Raw genomic sequence first — 14,485 nt, 5'->3', positions numbered from 1 at the left:
TGTCCGCACGTGGAAACGATCATTCGAAAATTATCACCCGAAGATTTCCCGGCTTTCGACGCCATGGAATCAGGAATAGAAGACGATTATGTCAAACGCATTTTCAAAGACATCGCTTCAACAGAACGCCACCAGTTGTACGGTTTATTCGTTGAAGGGCAATTAACGAGCCTTTGCGGACTTTCTGTTTTTGCCGGCAGCTACGCCATGATTGGACGCATCCGCAGCGACGTCCGGTTCCGCGGGCAATCGTTCGCCACCCGCTTGACTGCTTATGTCATCGAAGAAGCAAAAAAAAGGCCAAATGTCCGGTGGATCGGTGCAAACACCCAAGAGGAAAACTTACCGGCGCGGCGAGTGTTGGAGAAGCTTGGCCTGAAGCCGCACAAGCCGATGATCGGCGCCATCGGCAAAGATGTTTCCTTGATGGAAAAAGGCGGTGCCCCTTGGACCGAAGTGCATAGCCTTGAGCGCAAGAAGCAGTGGATCGAGCAATTGTACATAAAAACCGGTGACTTGTTTCCCTACGAATGCTATTACCTTTTTCCGGCTTCGGAAGCCTTATTTTCCGATGACAAGCTCTCCGAATGGTCTTTTTTCGAAAACCGGGAGGGTGACCGTGTGCTGATTTTGCAGCATGACTTTAAAGCCCATTACCACCTTCACACCATCTACCCATGGGATGACCTTATGGCGCAGGATGGCTTATGGGAAACGGTTTCCGCTGAATACCAGAAACTGAAAATGGAACATGGCGAGGAAACTGACATCTGGATGGAACTGACAAAAGAACAGGCCGCTCTTCTTGCTGAAGGGCATGGATTCGACTTCCCTTCCGCATGGGTGTTGTACGGTATAGAAAACACAACAATATAAGTATATGTACAAAAAAACAGCCAGTCCCTGAAAAGGGGCTGGCTGTTTTCATGCACTTATTTTTTTGGCTTCGCAGACATCCTTCAGATTTTTAAAAGTCTGTTCCATCGCGTTGTCCAAAAGCTTGCGGATGATCAATTTATCTGCCACTTTCCGCAAAAGGCTGTTCGGCATTTCGTATGCCTCACTGTATGAAACTTTTGTGCCTCGCCCTTCCTTCATGTAAGTCCAATGCTGATGGGATGTGATCGATCCGGTGACTTCGCCTTTCCACGAATAGCCCATGCCGCTTTGCTTGTTCTCGATTACTTCGACAGTAATCGGCATATGCATGCCCATCATGGTGTAAGTGAAATCCGCTTTTGTGCCAACCTCACCTTGACCGGTCATATTTTTCGGTTCAGATAGGCCAGCATACCATTGATACCAAAGCGTCGGGTTGCTTCCGTATTCATAAACTTCTTCAACTGGACGGTCGATAATAATGCTTTTTTCAAGCGTCCACATGATATTCTCCTCCTCGTTTTAGATGCAGAACCCCAGGCATGGAATTTTACTTCCCTCCTTTTCGCTTCTGAATCCACCGGCTGCGACGGGAATAAGGCTGCTTAGCAAGCTGCTATGTATGTTGTTTGTATATTCTTCTTCATATTAATACGAATTCCATTAAAAGTAAAAGGAACGGAACTGCATATTTTGAATAAAAAACATAAAATCCGACTATTTATTCATCTGCCATGTCATAAGGAGGAGCCGGTTATTTCTTGAGACCGGCACTCCTTGCTGCAGACATTTCCGCCAAATAGGCATATAATAATAGCTGTCTGTTTTAATTAGTGGGAGGAGATTTTTTGAACGCAAAAGCTTTTTCATTGGCCTTATTCTCGATTTTGATTTGGGGCTCTTCGTTTGCGGCAATCCGTGTCGGCCTTCAAGGCGGCTACGATGCCGGACAAAATGTTCTCATGCGTTTCCTTATTGCATCACTGCTGTTCCTGATTTATGCGCTTTGGCCAGGGACTGCCTTCCGTTTGCCATATAAGAGTGACATCATCCGCATTCTGGTGCTGGGCTGGATCGGCATCAGCGTTTATCATATTTTCGTGACTTTTGGTATGGAAAACATTTCGGCAGGCACTGCCGGCATGCTCGTCGGTTCAGGACCGATTTTCACTGCATTAATCGCCTATTTCGTCTTGAAAGAACGCCTCACCGGACTAGGCTGGCTTGGTTTAGCAGTAGGCTTTACGGGAATTTCCATTATTGCGCTGGGCTCGGCTGGCGCATCAATAGCGATGACAGGCGGTGCGCTTCTTGTCATTATCGCTGCTTTGGCTTCAGCTGTGTTTTTTGTTTTCCAAAAACCATTGCTGGCCCGCTATTCTGCGATTGAACTCACCGCCTATTTCACTTGGGCTGGCACCTTGCCATTCCTGTTGTTCTCACCAGGATTGTTGGATGCGGTGCAAAACGCTTCAGTGGAAGCTCATTTCGCAACGCTGTATGTCGGCATTTTCCCAGCGGCAATCGCCTATGTCACTTGGTCAGCCGCATTGTCGATGGAGAATGCCAGCTCCGTTTCCAGCCTCATCTATTTGGAGCCGGCTGTCGCAATAGCTGTCGCCTGGATGTGGCTTCATGAATTGCCGACCGGCATGTCACTTGCAGGAGGCGCAATTGCCATCAGCGGCGTTTTGATTGTCAGCCTTCTTGGCAGAACCCGCCGCAGAGCTTCCCGGAAAACAACGGAATCAATCGCTTAGGAATAGTACACATCATAGCAAAAAGGAGGTGCCCAAAATCACTTTTGGGGCACCTCCTTTGCTATGTCAGTACTTGAACAGCTTATTCAATATCCGGTTGGCTGCTCTGCCAGCCATTCGCCGTGCAAGCCGTCGCCCAATTGAACCGTTTCGGACCGCCCTGGCGTCTCCTAATAGACGATCGGTTTTATAAAGGATGCGCTGAACTTTTCTGATGACCATATCCGCCCTCCGCTCTTGAGTGGTTTTCAACTCTATACCCGTTTCAGCTATTTACGGAACAGCGCATAAAAAGTTTCAACAGGCGCTGTCGATGCGAAAAAAATAAAAAGAAAGCTGGAGTGCTGCATGCAGCCATCCAGCTTTCGCATTCAGTTTTGAAAATTGGTTCCATCATCGAAGCTAAACTGCCAGTCAATGCCGAATTTATCTTCGACTGCACCATACGCTGGACTCCAGAACGTTTTTTGCATTTCCATCTGCACTTTGCCATCCTGGCCAAGCCGATTGAATTCTTCGGTCATCTGCTCAAGATTGTCGGATACCACCGTAACATTGATGTTTTTACCGAAAACTACCGGCGCATTCGGCATGGTATCGGAAAACATGACTTCGCTGCCATGGATATTCAAACTCGTGTGCATGACCTTATCCTTCACCTCTTCCGGCATTTCCCAGCTTGGATCTGGCGGCATATCGCCAAAAAGCATAATCTCAGGCTTTCCGGTTTTGAAAACTTCTGCATAATACTCTGCGGCTTCCCTGCAATTGCCATTGAAAATCATATACACATTAACTGACACGTTGCTCACCCTTTCCTCTTATCGTATTCCGTATGTAAAGTCCCCCTTCGAATGTCCATAGCCGTTTTGAAAGATCTAAAAAGAGAACGCTTGTTCTAATTAATTATACCTTTTCCCATAGAAAAAAGGAAGTTATTTATCTAAATTTTCCGTCTTTTAAATTCGAAATCAATAACAATTTCTAAAAAAAGCGCAATCCGCTCGCTATGCGATTTGCGCTTAAGGTAGTCGACAAATAAATATTTAAGTTACTTAAAGAATAAAAGTCATTGCATTTTAGGTATACCGGAATCTGCGCTACATGCGGACGCTTTCCGCGGACGAAGCGCTGAGCCTCCTCGTCGCAAGCTCCTGCGGGGTCTCATCACTCCGTTCTTCCGCAGGAAAGATCGTGTCCGAAAGAAGTTCGGACATGGTCTTTGCGACGAAGCTAGCGCAGCGATGCAGGAGCACATATTTGCTCTTCGCCGCATTGCGCTCCGAATCCTTGAGAGATTGTTTATGAAAAGTGGATGAGTTGGTTACTCTCTTCAATTAGAGCTACATGCTAACAACCGGTCTGGCCACGAAGACTCCTGTGGGACAGCGAAGGCTGAAGACCCCGCAGGCACGCCAGTGACGAGGAGGCTGAAGCTGAGCCCACGGAAAGCGAAGTGGCCAGACCGGTTGGGGTATACACAGTTATTCTTTTTGATTAGATTTTGTATACCTTCTGAAGCACAATCCACAATGCGGTTTGCGCTTACTCCTTTAATGCAAAAAGCTGAATGTCAGGACATATCCTACATAAGCGCCGATTTCACGCGCAAAAAAAGGCAATTGGCTGCTTAGTGATTGATAAACTGAACTCGTCGTCGGTGATGAATAGGCATCAATCCCTGCAACATGCGCCATCAACAAGGCGCGCTTCATATGTAAGGGGTCGCTGACAACTAAAAAACTGTCCAGTTCCTGTTCAGCGGCAATCTCACTGGCGTATAAAAAATTCTCCTCCGTGATCATCGATTGCGTTTCGATCAAAATATCTTCTGCAGGCACATTCTTGCTCAATGCATAATCACGGGACACTTCCGATTCGGCGAAATCCGCCCCATCCGTCTTGCCTCCAGTGAAAATGATTTTCCCCACATAGCCGTTCTCGTATAGCCAAATTGAATGATTGATGCGTTCCTTCAGCACAGGCGTGGGCTGATCGTCAATGACTTTCGTGCCTAAAACGATGGCGGCATCGGTCTTTATAAGTTCCGATTCCCCTGCAAATGTCCAAATTCCGTATGCAGCAAAAATTGTGAAAATGAGCAGCGCTGCTAAAATCAGGCGCGTAATTTTCCGAGTGATCGTTGTCGTCAATAGCCGTCTTCCTTTTTATGTACTTTTTTCTATACAGTCCCTATTGTGTCTTCCCATCTCATTAACAACCCACTTCTTCTGAATGAAAAGAGGAATTTTGAAAAAAACATCAAATAATCACATTTCCAGCGTTCCATTGAACCGCTGCCATCTGGCTAATAAGCTAGTGATGGGCTGCAGCGGTTCGCGCAATCACATCTTTTTTATCTATCTACTTTTCTTCTACTTAAATTTCATAAATATTATACATTGTTAAATTATCGCCACATTCTATTCAGTTTCCGACGTTTTCCTGCCTTGCTTTAAAGGTAAAGGAAAAGAAAATGCTTGCTCGTTTCGCATTTGGTTCGGAGGTTTTCATGAAAGATATAGATTACTGGCTTTACCTGGTTTTGTCCCTGTCTAAAATCTATTTGTTCAGCGTGTTTACAGCGAGCGCATTTAACTTTAATTTCTTTGTGATTAATCTTGCGGGCATCCTGGTGCTGACGAGCTGGTCGTTGGTTCTGAAACCGAAGGTACGCCGTTGGATTTTGCTGGCGTCGCTATTTCTTCATAGCACACTGCTCATTTCGGACACGTGGTATTACCGCTATTTCGAAGACTTATTGTCCATTTCGCTGCTGTCGGATATCGGCCAGATGGGCGATGTCGGAGGCGGCTTCATGACCTTGATCGAAGCAAAGGATTTCTTGTTCTTCGGTGACCTGCTCCTCTTCGCCTTCTTGATATTCTTTACACGCAATAAAGCGGACAACACACCTCTCCGCAATCGGCGCATACGGGCTGGCGCTGTTACAGCACTGGGCCTTGTGCTTTTCATCGCCCCGTTAGCCTCCAGCTACGCCAATGAAGAAGATTGGCTGGTGGAAGGGTCGATTTCCAATATGCGTGAGTATTACCAGCTTGGTTTCTGGGGTTACCACGGTGCCGATGTAGCGAAAGGCATCGCCGCTGCCACTGGATTCGGCGAAGAAATCACTCAAGCGGAAAAGCTGGAAATCGAAACGCTGAAACCGGAAGAACCGGTGGCGGCATCGGCCAAGCAGCCGAATGTCATCATGGTGCAGCTCGAATCTTTTCAAACTTCCGTCATCGACCAGCAGATTAACGAACAGGAAGTGACGCCGAACTTGAACGCGTTGAAACAGGAAATGCTGTACTTCCCGTCTTTCTATCATCAGACCCATGAAGGGCGTACGTCGGACGCCGAATTTATCACCAATAGCTCGCTGCATCCCGTAAAATCCGGATCGGTTTATACCCAATACGCGGACAATGAATTTGAAGCGCTGCCCGGGCTGTTGAAAAAAGCTGGCTACGAAACGGCAGCCATGCATGCGTTTGAAAAAGATTTCTGGAACCGTGATGATTTTTACAAGAACATCGGTTTCAATCAGTTCTTCAGCAAGAAAGACTTCCCCGATGATGGCGTCATTGGCATGGCATTAAATGATAAAGAATTTTTCAGCACTTCCGTGTCTTTAATGGAAGACTTGCCGGAACCGTATTATGCATTCATGGTCGCGCTGACGAGCCATACGCCTTATGACATTCCTGATGAAGAAAAACGGCTTGATCTCACTGGCTACGAAGATGAGCTTTTGCAGAATTATTACCACACCGTACATTATGTCGATGCAGCTATTGGATTAATGGTTGAAGACTTAAAGAAAAAAGACATGTGGGATGATGCATTAGTGGTATTTTACGGGGACCATGACAGTGGATTGAACGCACCAGAAGCTGAACTCGCACAAAAAGCGGGTGCTGAAACAGCCGCCGATGCCTTCCGCCTCGACCGGCAAGTTCCGTTGTTCATCAAACCGCCGAACTTGAAAAAAGGAGAAGTAGTCCAAGCGGGCGGTGGACAAATCGATATTGCACCAACTATTCTCGACTTGCTTAATATGAAGCCCGCCTATATGCTTGGCCATTCGCTGCTGGACGAAGAACCCAACATCACAGTTTTCCGAAACGGTGCATTCCAGTATGAAGACGTTTACTACAAACCCGATTTGACGCAAACGGCTGGTGAAGGCATTTGCTATTCTCTGGAAACTGGGAGCCCGACAAATTTCGCGGACTGTGAAAAAGGCATAGAACAAGCCGCCGAGCAACTTCGCCTATCGGATACAATCATTGAACGCAACGCGCTGGAAACAATAGAGTAAAAACAACATGAGCTTCAATTCAATAATAGAGGCAGCTCCGAAAATCATTTACATGATTTTCGGAGCTGCCTTTTTTGGCTTCAATCACTTTCACTGATATCTTTGAGGTTTTGCAATGTCTGCTCGACTGAATTGCTCATCAGCTTTTTGACGTAAAACCTATTTGCCACTTTCCCCAGAATGCTGCCGTGCAATTCATAATCCATTTCAAACTGGACGACAGTGCCTTCTTCTGCCGGCAAATAACTCCAAGTCTGGGTCGCGTCGATCGCACCAGAGATCAGGCATCGCCAAATATAGCCATCGTTCACCGGCGCATTTTCCTCAACAAGCACATGCAATGCTAGATAACGTCCAAGAAAAGAATACTTCAAATCCAAGCTCGTGCCTTTGCCACCCGTTCCAAGCAAGTTTTCGGCTTCCGACAAGCCAGCGTACCATTGATACCACAGCTTCGGATTCGTTGCGAATTGATGGACTTCTTCCACCCTGCGGTCGATATAAATAACTTTTTTCAAGTTCCACATTACGGCATCCTCCTCTTGCCTGAAAATCTCTGCATCACTTCGAACGGTTCCGAAAAACGAAAAAGACAATAAGTCCGATTACTAGGACTGCTGCAGCCATCATAACGGGTGAAAATGCGAAGACACCTTCCATAAAATCACTTCCTTTAATCAATAGTACAGCAATCATTGCCTTAAATAAACTGATTTTTCTGATATCTACAAAATTTTATGGTAAAATCAGTAGCATATAAAAAGTGCCGGAGGACGCGGATTACGGGCTACTCTTTTTCACTCTTCCCCTTGTCTCTATTGCGCAATTTCAAGATAACAAAAGCGCTGATTGAGCCGCCGATCAGCCCCATGATCATATCGATCATTGTATCGTCCGGGTCACGGCCTTGTGCGGTGAAACTAAATAGTTTATCGCCTGCAAACTCCATCAATTCCCAAACAGCCGCAGCCGCAAGTGAAAAACAGATCATGTAAAGCGCGATAAAGGAGTTCGGGAGATTGGCAGCACCGCCGTTGCGGATTAGACGGCGAAAAATGATCCAGCTGGCATAGCCAATCCAAATGCCTGAGAATATGTGGAGGAAATCGTCGAAATGATTGATTTTATACCCTCCGCCGAACGTACCGACAACGACCGAAAAAAAGACGAAGCCATAGACAATACTGGCGAAAATAGATGGCAGCGGGTACTGGAAGCGCCTTTGCACAAATGCGATGGCTATCATGACCCCGATAGTCAAAAAGCCCATAAATACTTTCGTTCCATTGTTTTGGGTGTACATATAATAGATGCCCGCCAGCAAAGAGGCTTGTACCGACCACCAGACAATCCGCTCTATGGCAATCGCCCTTCTGTTCTGCACAGATTCCATGATTATCCTTCCTTCCGCGTTGCCTTTTTTCTCTTGTTCTTATTGTAAGTATTCAACAAACTTTGAAAATCCCCTGTTGCCTTGTACATTCCCGCTCATGTTTTATTGCAGAAAGGAGAATCCAGCCATGAAAACATTGATTAAGGTTTTGCTTATTGCAACTGCACTCTTTTTAATCGTTTCCATTGCAATCCTATATGCCATCTACAATTCAGATTCGGCAGAACAGGAAGTGCTGGAGGAGAAGACCTTCGGTGCAGAAATCAAAGACATGGAAATCATAGTGGAAAATTCCCGGGTGGACTTTCTGCCGAGCAATGATGGCACATCCCGAATCGTGCTGACAGGAAATAGCGATGATTTCATATTGAAAACAGATATTTCTGGCGGCCGCTTGTTTATTGAAGTCGAGGATCGTTCCCGCTTTTTCGTCTTCGGCTTCCACCGCTCCTATTCGCTGCAAGTCTATGTGCCTGAGGGTGGTTTGGAATCGCTCACTGTAGACAGCAATAACGGAACGATTCAAGCGCAAGGTATTCGGGCTGCTGAACTATCCCTGGAAGCGGACAATGGGCGCATCGATTTGGAAGCGGTCGAAAGTGATGTCGTCAATATCGAAACAGCTAACGGCGCAATCGATTTGGCAAAAATGGACGCTGACATGACTGTCCGCTCATCGAATGGACGCATCATTTTCACGGATGTGTCAGGCGAGCTGCAGGCCAAAGCAAATAACGGGCGCATCGAATTGACCACTGACACGCTAGATTTCCCAGTCGACTTTGAGACGAATAATGGACGCATTGAAATTCATACCAAAAACGAACCTGCCAACGCCCGCATCCAGGCACGTGTTGAAAATGGACGCCTGGAAGTATTCGGACGCAATTCTGGACAAGTCAGCTTCGGCAGCGGAGATGTGCTTATCAAACTTGCAACAAAAAATGGCCGCATTGTGGTGGATTGAAGGGAGTGGAATCTATTGGTATTAGAACTCAAAGAAATTACCTTGCCGAATAACAGAAAAATTTCTTATATAGAAGCCGGCGATCCGCTTGGCATTCCGATGATATTGCTGCATGGGCTCGGCGATTCCTGCCGGTCATTTGAAGGGCTGTTCGAGCATTTCCCAAGCCGGATTCGGGCTATCGCTTTTACACAACGCGGACACGACGGCATTGATATGCCTGACATGACGTACAAGACGCAGGATTTTGAAGCGGACTTGCGGCAGTTCATGAATGCAATGGGCATCCGGAAAGCCTTTATTCTGGGGGCATCCAGCGGTGGGTTTGCTGCAAGGAAATTCGCTGCCCGCCATCCTAAGCGGGTTCTTGGACTTATCCTGGTGGGCGTCCCTTCCGCTCTTGGCGATAAGCCGGATATTGTCAGAACACAGGAATCCACGTTGTCCCGTTTAAGAGACCCCGTCAGTTTGGCGTTTATCAGAAGTTTCACAGACGGCCTTCTTGTCAAACCCGTTCCTGCTGATTTTCTGGAGATGATGTTCAGCGAATCGCAAAAAGTGCCCGCACGCGTATGGAGAGAAGCAAGCGAAGCTTTGCTGAAAGAGAAATTTCCAGATCAGCTTCATCTAGTAAAAGCTTCTGCGCTTATTGTCTGCGGCGGCAAAGACACCATCGCTTCACGAAAAGACCAGGAAAAACTGGCGAGCGCCATCACAGATGCCCGTCTCACCGTTTTCCCGCAGCTCGGCCATATGCTGTATTGGGAAGATCCTAAAAATGTCGCCAAAGAAATCACCACTTTCATCGATGACGTCTGGATGGGTCCGGATTCAGCGAAATTCGAATACGAATAACCCCTGCCAGCCACTCGATTCCAGTAAAGTTCGAATCGATCAGCTGGCTTTTCAATGATCTAAATGGATGTTTATAGCGTTTAATAGGTAAGCATTGTATTTCTTTAAGGATAATTTCACGATTCCGCCTTAAAATAGCTCCTTCTTTTATTTATTGGAGGGTCTTCAATGTATTTTCTGACAATTCAGCTATATGATGAAAGTAAACTACGAAGCTGCAGCCATCGGGCTTCTTTTGCAGAGGATGATTGCGATGAATACACAGATAAAAATATTGCTGCTGGCGGCTTTTGTTCTGGCATTAGCGGGCTGTTCATCGGCACCCAGTGCAAATAATGGAGATGCCGCCCCTGATTTCGAACTTGTCGATATAAATGGGCAAAGCCATAACCTCTCGGAATACGAAGGCCAAAAAGTCTATATCAAATTCTGGGCTTCCTGGTGCTCGATCTGCCTTTCCGGCATGAGCGAATTGAATGAACTGACTGGCGAAGAAAACGACTTTGCTGTATTATCCATCGTTTCGCCAAGTTCAAATGCTGAAAAGAACAGCGAATCATTCAAGAAATGGTTCAAAGGCGTTGAGAACACCGAGAACGTGCAAGTGCTTTTGGACGAAGGAGGCCCTGTCTTTGAAGATTACGGCGTACTGGCCTATCCTACATCCGTCTATATCGGCTCGGACGGTGTGCTTGTCAAAAGCTCGCCTGGCCATTTCAGCAACGAACAAATAAAAGAAACATTCGATACCATCCAATAACGAAAGGCGGACATCCCAATGAATATTAAGCGTTTTTCATCCCTTCTCTTCTTCCTGTTCCTGCTCCTCTTATTGTCCGGATGTTCGAATCCGCTGACAGATATCGGCAGCAGCACAAATAGCGGTACAAGCGGCAGTAACAGCGGCGCAGATTCTGCACCCGCCTCCCCTTTCCCGGACAACCCAAATAAGGATTTGGACTTCGATACCGCAAACTTGGAGGAAATCTGGCTTGCGGGAGGCTGCTTCTGGGGAGTCGAAGCTTATATGGCAAGGGTTTACGGCGTCTATGATGTCACTTCCGGTTACGCCAACGGCAACACGGAAAACCCTTCTTATGAAGATGTGACACGCCGAAATTCCGGCCATGCGGAAACCGTCCATGTACGCTATGATCCCGAACGTGTCGATTTGGAGAAGCTGCTGTCGCATTATTTCATGATCATCGACCCGACACTCTTGAACCAGCAAGGCAATGACCGCGGTGAACAATACCGCACCGGTGTTTACTATAAGGATGAAGCAGACCGCGCTGTCATTGAAAAAGTCATGGCTGGCGAAGTGGACAAATACGATGACCCAATCGTTACGGAAGTCGAGCCGCTTGTTCATTATTACCTTGCGGAAGAATACCACCAGGATTACCTTGAGAAAAATCCGGACGGCTATTGCCACGTGGAGTTCGACTCCCTTGAAGACCAGGAAGTTCCGGCTTTGATCGATCCGGCGATCTACCCGAAACCAAGCGACGAAGAATTGAAGGCACAGCTAACTGAAATTCAATACAATGTTACACAGAATGATGACACCGAAAAGGCTTATTCCAATGAATACTGGGATAATTACGAACCTGGGATTTATGTGGACATCACAACCGGTGAACCACTGTTCTCTTCAAAAGACAAATACGATTCAAAAACCGGCTGGCCAAGCTTCACAAAACCGATTGAGCCTGCTGTCGTGACTGAACACGAAGACAACGGTTTTTTAGGAACACGAATTGAAGTGCGCAGCCGCACCGGCGACAGCCACCTTGGGCACGTTTTTGATGACGGCCCGGCAGACAAAGGCGGGTTGCGCTATTGCCTCAACAGCGCCTCTCTTCTTTTCATCCCGCAGGATGAGATGAAACAGAAAGGGTACGGCTATTTGGAAGACATTCTGCAATAACAAAATAAAAATAACTGCCCGGCAATTAAGGGGCAGTTATTTTTATTTTGGCGTATTTTCTTCTGGCAGTTCTTTTTAAATAGGGTGATTATTGATTTTCTGCGGCGTTAAAATATGAGGATGGAAACCATTTATACTTGCAATGTTTCGTTCTTGGCTAAACTATTACAACAACTCGGTCACATCTCTACCGCATCTTGCCGATGCACCCTGCTTTTAAATCTCGTATTCATAAGAAACGCTTCCATCTCCTTGTTGCTCGTAAGGAATTTTCTCGCTTTCCAATACATTAATCAGAACGGCATTTCTGCGAGCCAAAAGTGCTTCTTGACGACTGATGATTTGATTCATTTCTTGATACTTAGCGTTAGAGTTTTCAGTCTTGAGCACATTCGTCATTTGATAAGCTAGGGTATACTGTTCTTCCAAATATACCTTCATTGCAAGAAAGCGTGGATCGTCTGTCTCTCCCTCTTTTTGGAGTTCAAATAATTTTTGCTGTGCCTCTTCAATATGAAAAAGAGTTAAAGCATTTGCATTATATTGCTCTACCAAAGAAACCAAAATCTCATTGACCGCCATTTCTATACCGGAACTTTTTTGTATGTATTGATGGACTTCGAACTGGTCCGTGGATAATAACGTATTGTTTCCTTGCCAAGGAATTATATAAGAAGAAAAAGCGTATAAATTCCATATCAACACTAATAGACTCACGACACCGCCGATTTGGAGCAGTGGCCTCTTATAACGCTTGCTTGGTTTTTCACTCCCGAAGCGTTGATCCTGATAACTGTAAATATCTTTTTGATTTTGTTTAGTAGCTTCCGCTTCTTTCATCAGCTTGCGGAATTGGCGCTGGCGATTGTTTAGCATAAATAATTCTCCTTAAGGTTATGATAAGATCATACCAAATTAAGGGATTATAACGAATCTTTTTTCTTACTAAAATAATTATGCACATAAGAAATAAAAGTTAAATTAAAACCTGATGCCATTACAAAAAAGCTGGTCGTTTTGTTCATCAACGAACAAAACAATCAGCTTTCATCTTTAAACCTTTTTAACTCTCAGGCCATTTAAACCCGTCATAATAATACTTTTTCTTAAGTTGGCTAAGGTCATACTCCCATTCCGCAATAGCGTACTGGTATTTCTGCTCACCATTTTTCTGTCTTTTTCTTAGTCTCACATTTGCGCTAATGATATTGACCACTTTCTTTAATCCTAATGCCGGAATCGCCCTTCTAAGAACTTCCCATCTTTCTTCTCTTGTGATGCCGCTAATCCGATACCCCATTTTGTTCAATTCGCTTTGCTCACTGAACAGCGAATCTTCGATTGGATCCTTTAAAAAAGATGGCTTCGCATCAATTGACCCCCACTGAATTCCTGCTGTATCGGCACTTTGTTTTTCTCGGACAGGGTGCTTTATAGCCGTAAGTTGCCTATGCTTCAGAACCAATGGCGAATACCTTGCTTGCAGCTTATCAAATTCATCCTTCACCATATATATTTCTTTTAGCAATAAATCGATAAAGATGGTTTCCACTTCTGTATACAAGTAAATCTCACGTGAGTTTTTCGTTTCATATAGAGGCAATATGGCGTCTCGCTCAACTAAGTTATATTTTCGTATGAATGTTTCAAGGGATGTTCCATCAATGACATTCACTTTATAGCGGTAAATCGCGGGCTTTACAGAACCACTTATTGCAGAAAGATCAGTTGCTGCAAATGAACCAGTGGAACTTGAATTTTCATAATACGTCTTTTCCCGCTGTTTCTTTTCATTTGCCGCTTCCAAATCCCTCCTTACCTGCAGGAGCGTATCTTCCCATTCATCTTCGGTATCACGCTTGTCCACCGTTTCCTGTGAAATTTTAGTTGGCGGGTTTTCTTTTGCTGTGAGCGTTACAAGCTCGGAAGAGGTTTTTTTCTTTTCTTTAGCGGCTTCTAAATCCAAGCGTACTTGCAGCAGTAAGTTTTCCCCTTCACTAACTCTCAACTGTTTTCTTAGCTCTTGAACTTCTTTTTGCAGCCGCTCTATTTCTTCTGCCTGGCTTGCATATTGCCGAAGTTCTTCTATCTCTTCTTTTTGGCGTTTAATGGTCAATTCATGGCCATCCACTACACGCTTGATTTCTTTTTCAGCTGACGTCACTGCTTCGATGATTCTTGATTTAAAATCCATAACTAAATTCCTTCCTGCAATAAAATGGATATATTATACAACTAGCTTCATAATAGCATAAGTTCAAGGCACCCTGATCTCCATAAAATGAAATCCACATCGATATTAACCTTATTTCTCTATATAAATTTCAAGGATAAATCTGCATCTTATGGGCCGTTTTGTTTTTCTATAATATTG

The 14,485-nt window shown here is 45.3% G+C and carries 14 protein-coding genes; 7 read left to right on the top strand and 7 right to left on the bottom strand.

Features of this window, described 5'->3' with window-relative positions:
* Nucleotides 1-9: 9 nt before the first annotated feature.
* Entirely contained in the window at nt 10-876 is an 867-nt protein-coding gene (locus tag QMA09_RS09640; RefSeq protein WP_290212943.1) for a GNAT family N-acetyltransferase, read from the top strand.
* Nucleotides 877-924: 48 nt separating this feature from the next.
* Here QMA09_RS09640 and QMA09_RS09635 read toward each other — a convergent pair whose 3' ends face one another.
* Nucleotides 925-1,383, bottom strand: a complete 459-nt coding sequence (locus QMA09_RS09635; RefSeq protein WP_290212942.1) for an SRPBCC family protein — start codon at nt 1,381-1,383, stop codon at nt 925-927.
* Nucleotides 1,384-1,727: 344 nt separating this feature from the next.
* Here QMA09_RS09635 and QMA09_RS09630 point away from each other — a divergent pair, with 344 nt between their 5' ends.
* Nucleotides 1,728-2,639, top strand: a complete 912-nt coding sequence (locus QMA09_RS09630) for a DMT family transporter (protein ID WP_290212941.1) — start codon at nt 1,728-1,730, stop codon at nt 2,637-2,639.
* A gap of 371 nt (nt 2,640-3,010) precedes the next feature.
* On the opposite strand, the gene QMA09_RS09625 is transcribed toward QMA09_RS09630, so the two are convergent.
* Together QMA09_RS09625 and QMA09_RS09620 are read right to left on the bottom strand one after the other, a co-directional pair.
* Nucleotides 3,011-3,442: a VOC family protein gene (locus QMA09_RS09625; protein WP_135503061.1), complete on the bottom strand. Its 432-nt coding sequence runs from the start codon at nt 3,440-3,442 to the stop codon at nt 3,011-3,013.
* 750 nt (nt 3,443-4,192) lie between these two features.
* Nucleotides 4,193-4,792, bottom strand: coding sequence for a YdcF family protein (locus QMA09_RS09620; protein ID WP_290212940.1), 600 nt, complete (start codon nt 4,790-4,792; stop codon nt 4,193-4,195).
* Nucleotides 4,793-5,151: 359 nt separating this feature from the next.
* On the opposite strand from QMA09_RS09620, the gene QMA09_RS09615 reads away from it, so the two are divergent.
* A complete protein-coding gene (locus tag QMA09_RS09615; RefSeq protein WP_290212939.1) occupies nt 5,152-6,966 on the top strand; it encodes an LTA synthase family protein in 1,815 nt (604 codons plus the stop codon).
* A gap of 80 nt (nt 6,967-7,046) precedes the next feature.
* Here the strand turns inward: QMA09_RS09615 and QMA09_RS09610 are convergent, their stop codons facing one another.
* Both QMA09_RS09610 and QMA09_RS09605 read right to left on the bottom strand, forming a co-directional pair.
* A complete protein-coding gene (locus tag QMA09_RS09610) occupies nt 7,047-7,493 on the bottom strand; it encodes an SRPBCC family protein (protein WP_290212938.1) in 447 nt (148 codons plus the stop codon).
* 260 nt (nt 7,494-7,753) lie between these two features.
* Nucleotides 7,754-8,359, bottom strand: a complete 606-nt coding sequence (locus tag QMA09_RS09605) for a DUF2238 domain-containing protein (RefSeq protein ID WP_290212937.1) — start codon at nt 8,357-8,359, stop codon at nt 7,754-7,756.
* Between the two features lie 127 nt (nt 8,360-8,486).
* Between QMA09_RS09605 and QMA09_RS09600 the strand changes: the two genes are divergently transcribed.
* From QMA09_RS09600 to msrB, 4 genes are all read left to right on the top strand, one after another.
* Entirely contained in the window at nt 8,487-9,326 is an 840-nt protein-coding gene (locus tag QMA09_RS09600; protein ID WP_290212936.1) for a DUF4097 family beta strand repeat-containing protein, read from the top strand.
* 15 nt (nt 9,327-9,341) lie between these two features.
* Complete coding sequence (locus QMA09_RS09595) at nt 9,342-10,181, top strand: alpha/beta fold hydrolase (RefSeq protein WP_290212935.1); 840 nt, start codon at nt 9,342-9,344, stop codon at nt 10,179-10,181.
* 253 nt (nt 10,182-10,434) lie between these two features.
* Nucleotides 10,435-10,941: a TlpA family protein disulfide reductase gene (locus tag QMA09_RS09590; protein WP_290212934.1), complete on the top strand. Its 507-nt coding sequence runs from the start codon at nt 10,435-10,437 to the stop codon at nt 10,939-10,941.
* An 18-nt stretch (nt 10,942-10,959) separates the two neighbouring features.
* Nucleotides 10,960-12,111, top strand: a complete 1,152-nt coding sequence (msrB, locus tag QMA09_RS09585; RefSeq protein WP_290212933.1) for a peptide-methionine (R)-S-oxide reductase MsrB — start codon at nt 10,960-10,962, stop codon at nt 12,109-12,111.
* Between the two features lie 216 nt (nt 12,112-12,327).
* Here the strand turns inward: msrB and QMA09_RS09580 are convergent, their stop codons facing one another.
* The gene (locus QMA09_RS09580) at nt 12,328-12,987 is read right to left on the bottom strand and encodes a hypothetical protein (RefSeq protein WP_290212932.1); all 660 of its coding nucleotides are present in this window, start codon (nt 12,985-12,987) and stop codon (nt 12,328-12,330) included.
* Nucleotides 12,988-13,174: 187 nt separating this feature from the next.
* Entirely contained in the window at nt 13,175-14,305 is a 1,131-nt protein-coding gene (locus QMA09_RS09575; protein ID WP_290212931.1) for a hypothetical protein, read from the bottom strand.
* Nucleotides 14,306-14,485: the final 180 nt, after the last annotated feature.

The organism is Planococcus sp. APC 3906 (assembly GCF_030407685.1).
GTDB lineage: Bacteria > Bacillota > Bacilli > Bacillales_A > Planococcaceae > Planococcus > Planococcus koreensis.
This window is presented reverse-complemented; position numbering and strand designations above follow the sequence as displayed.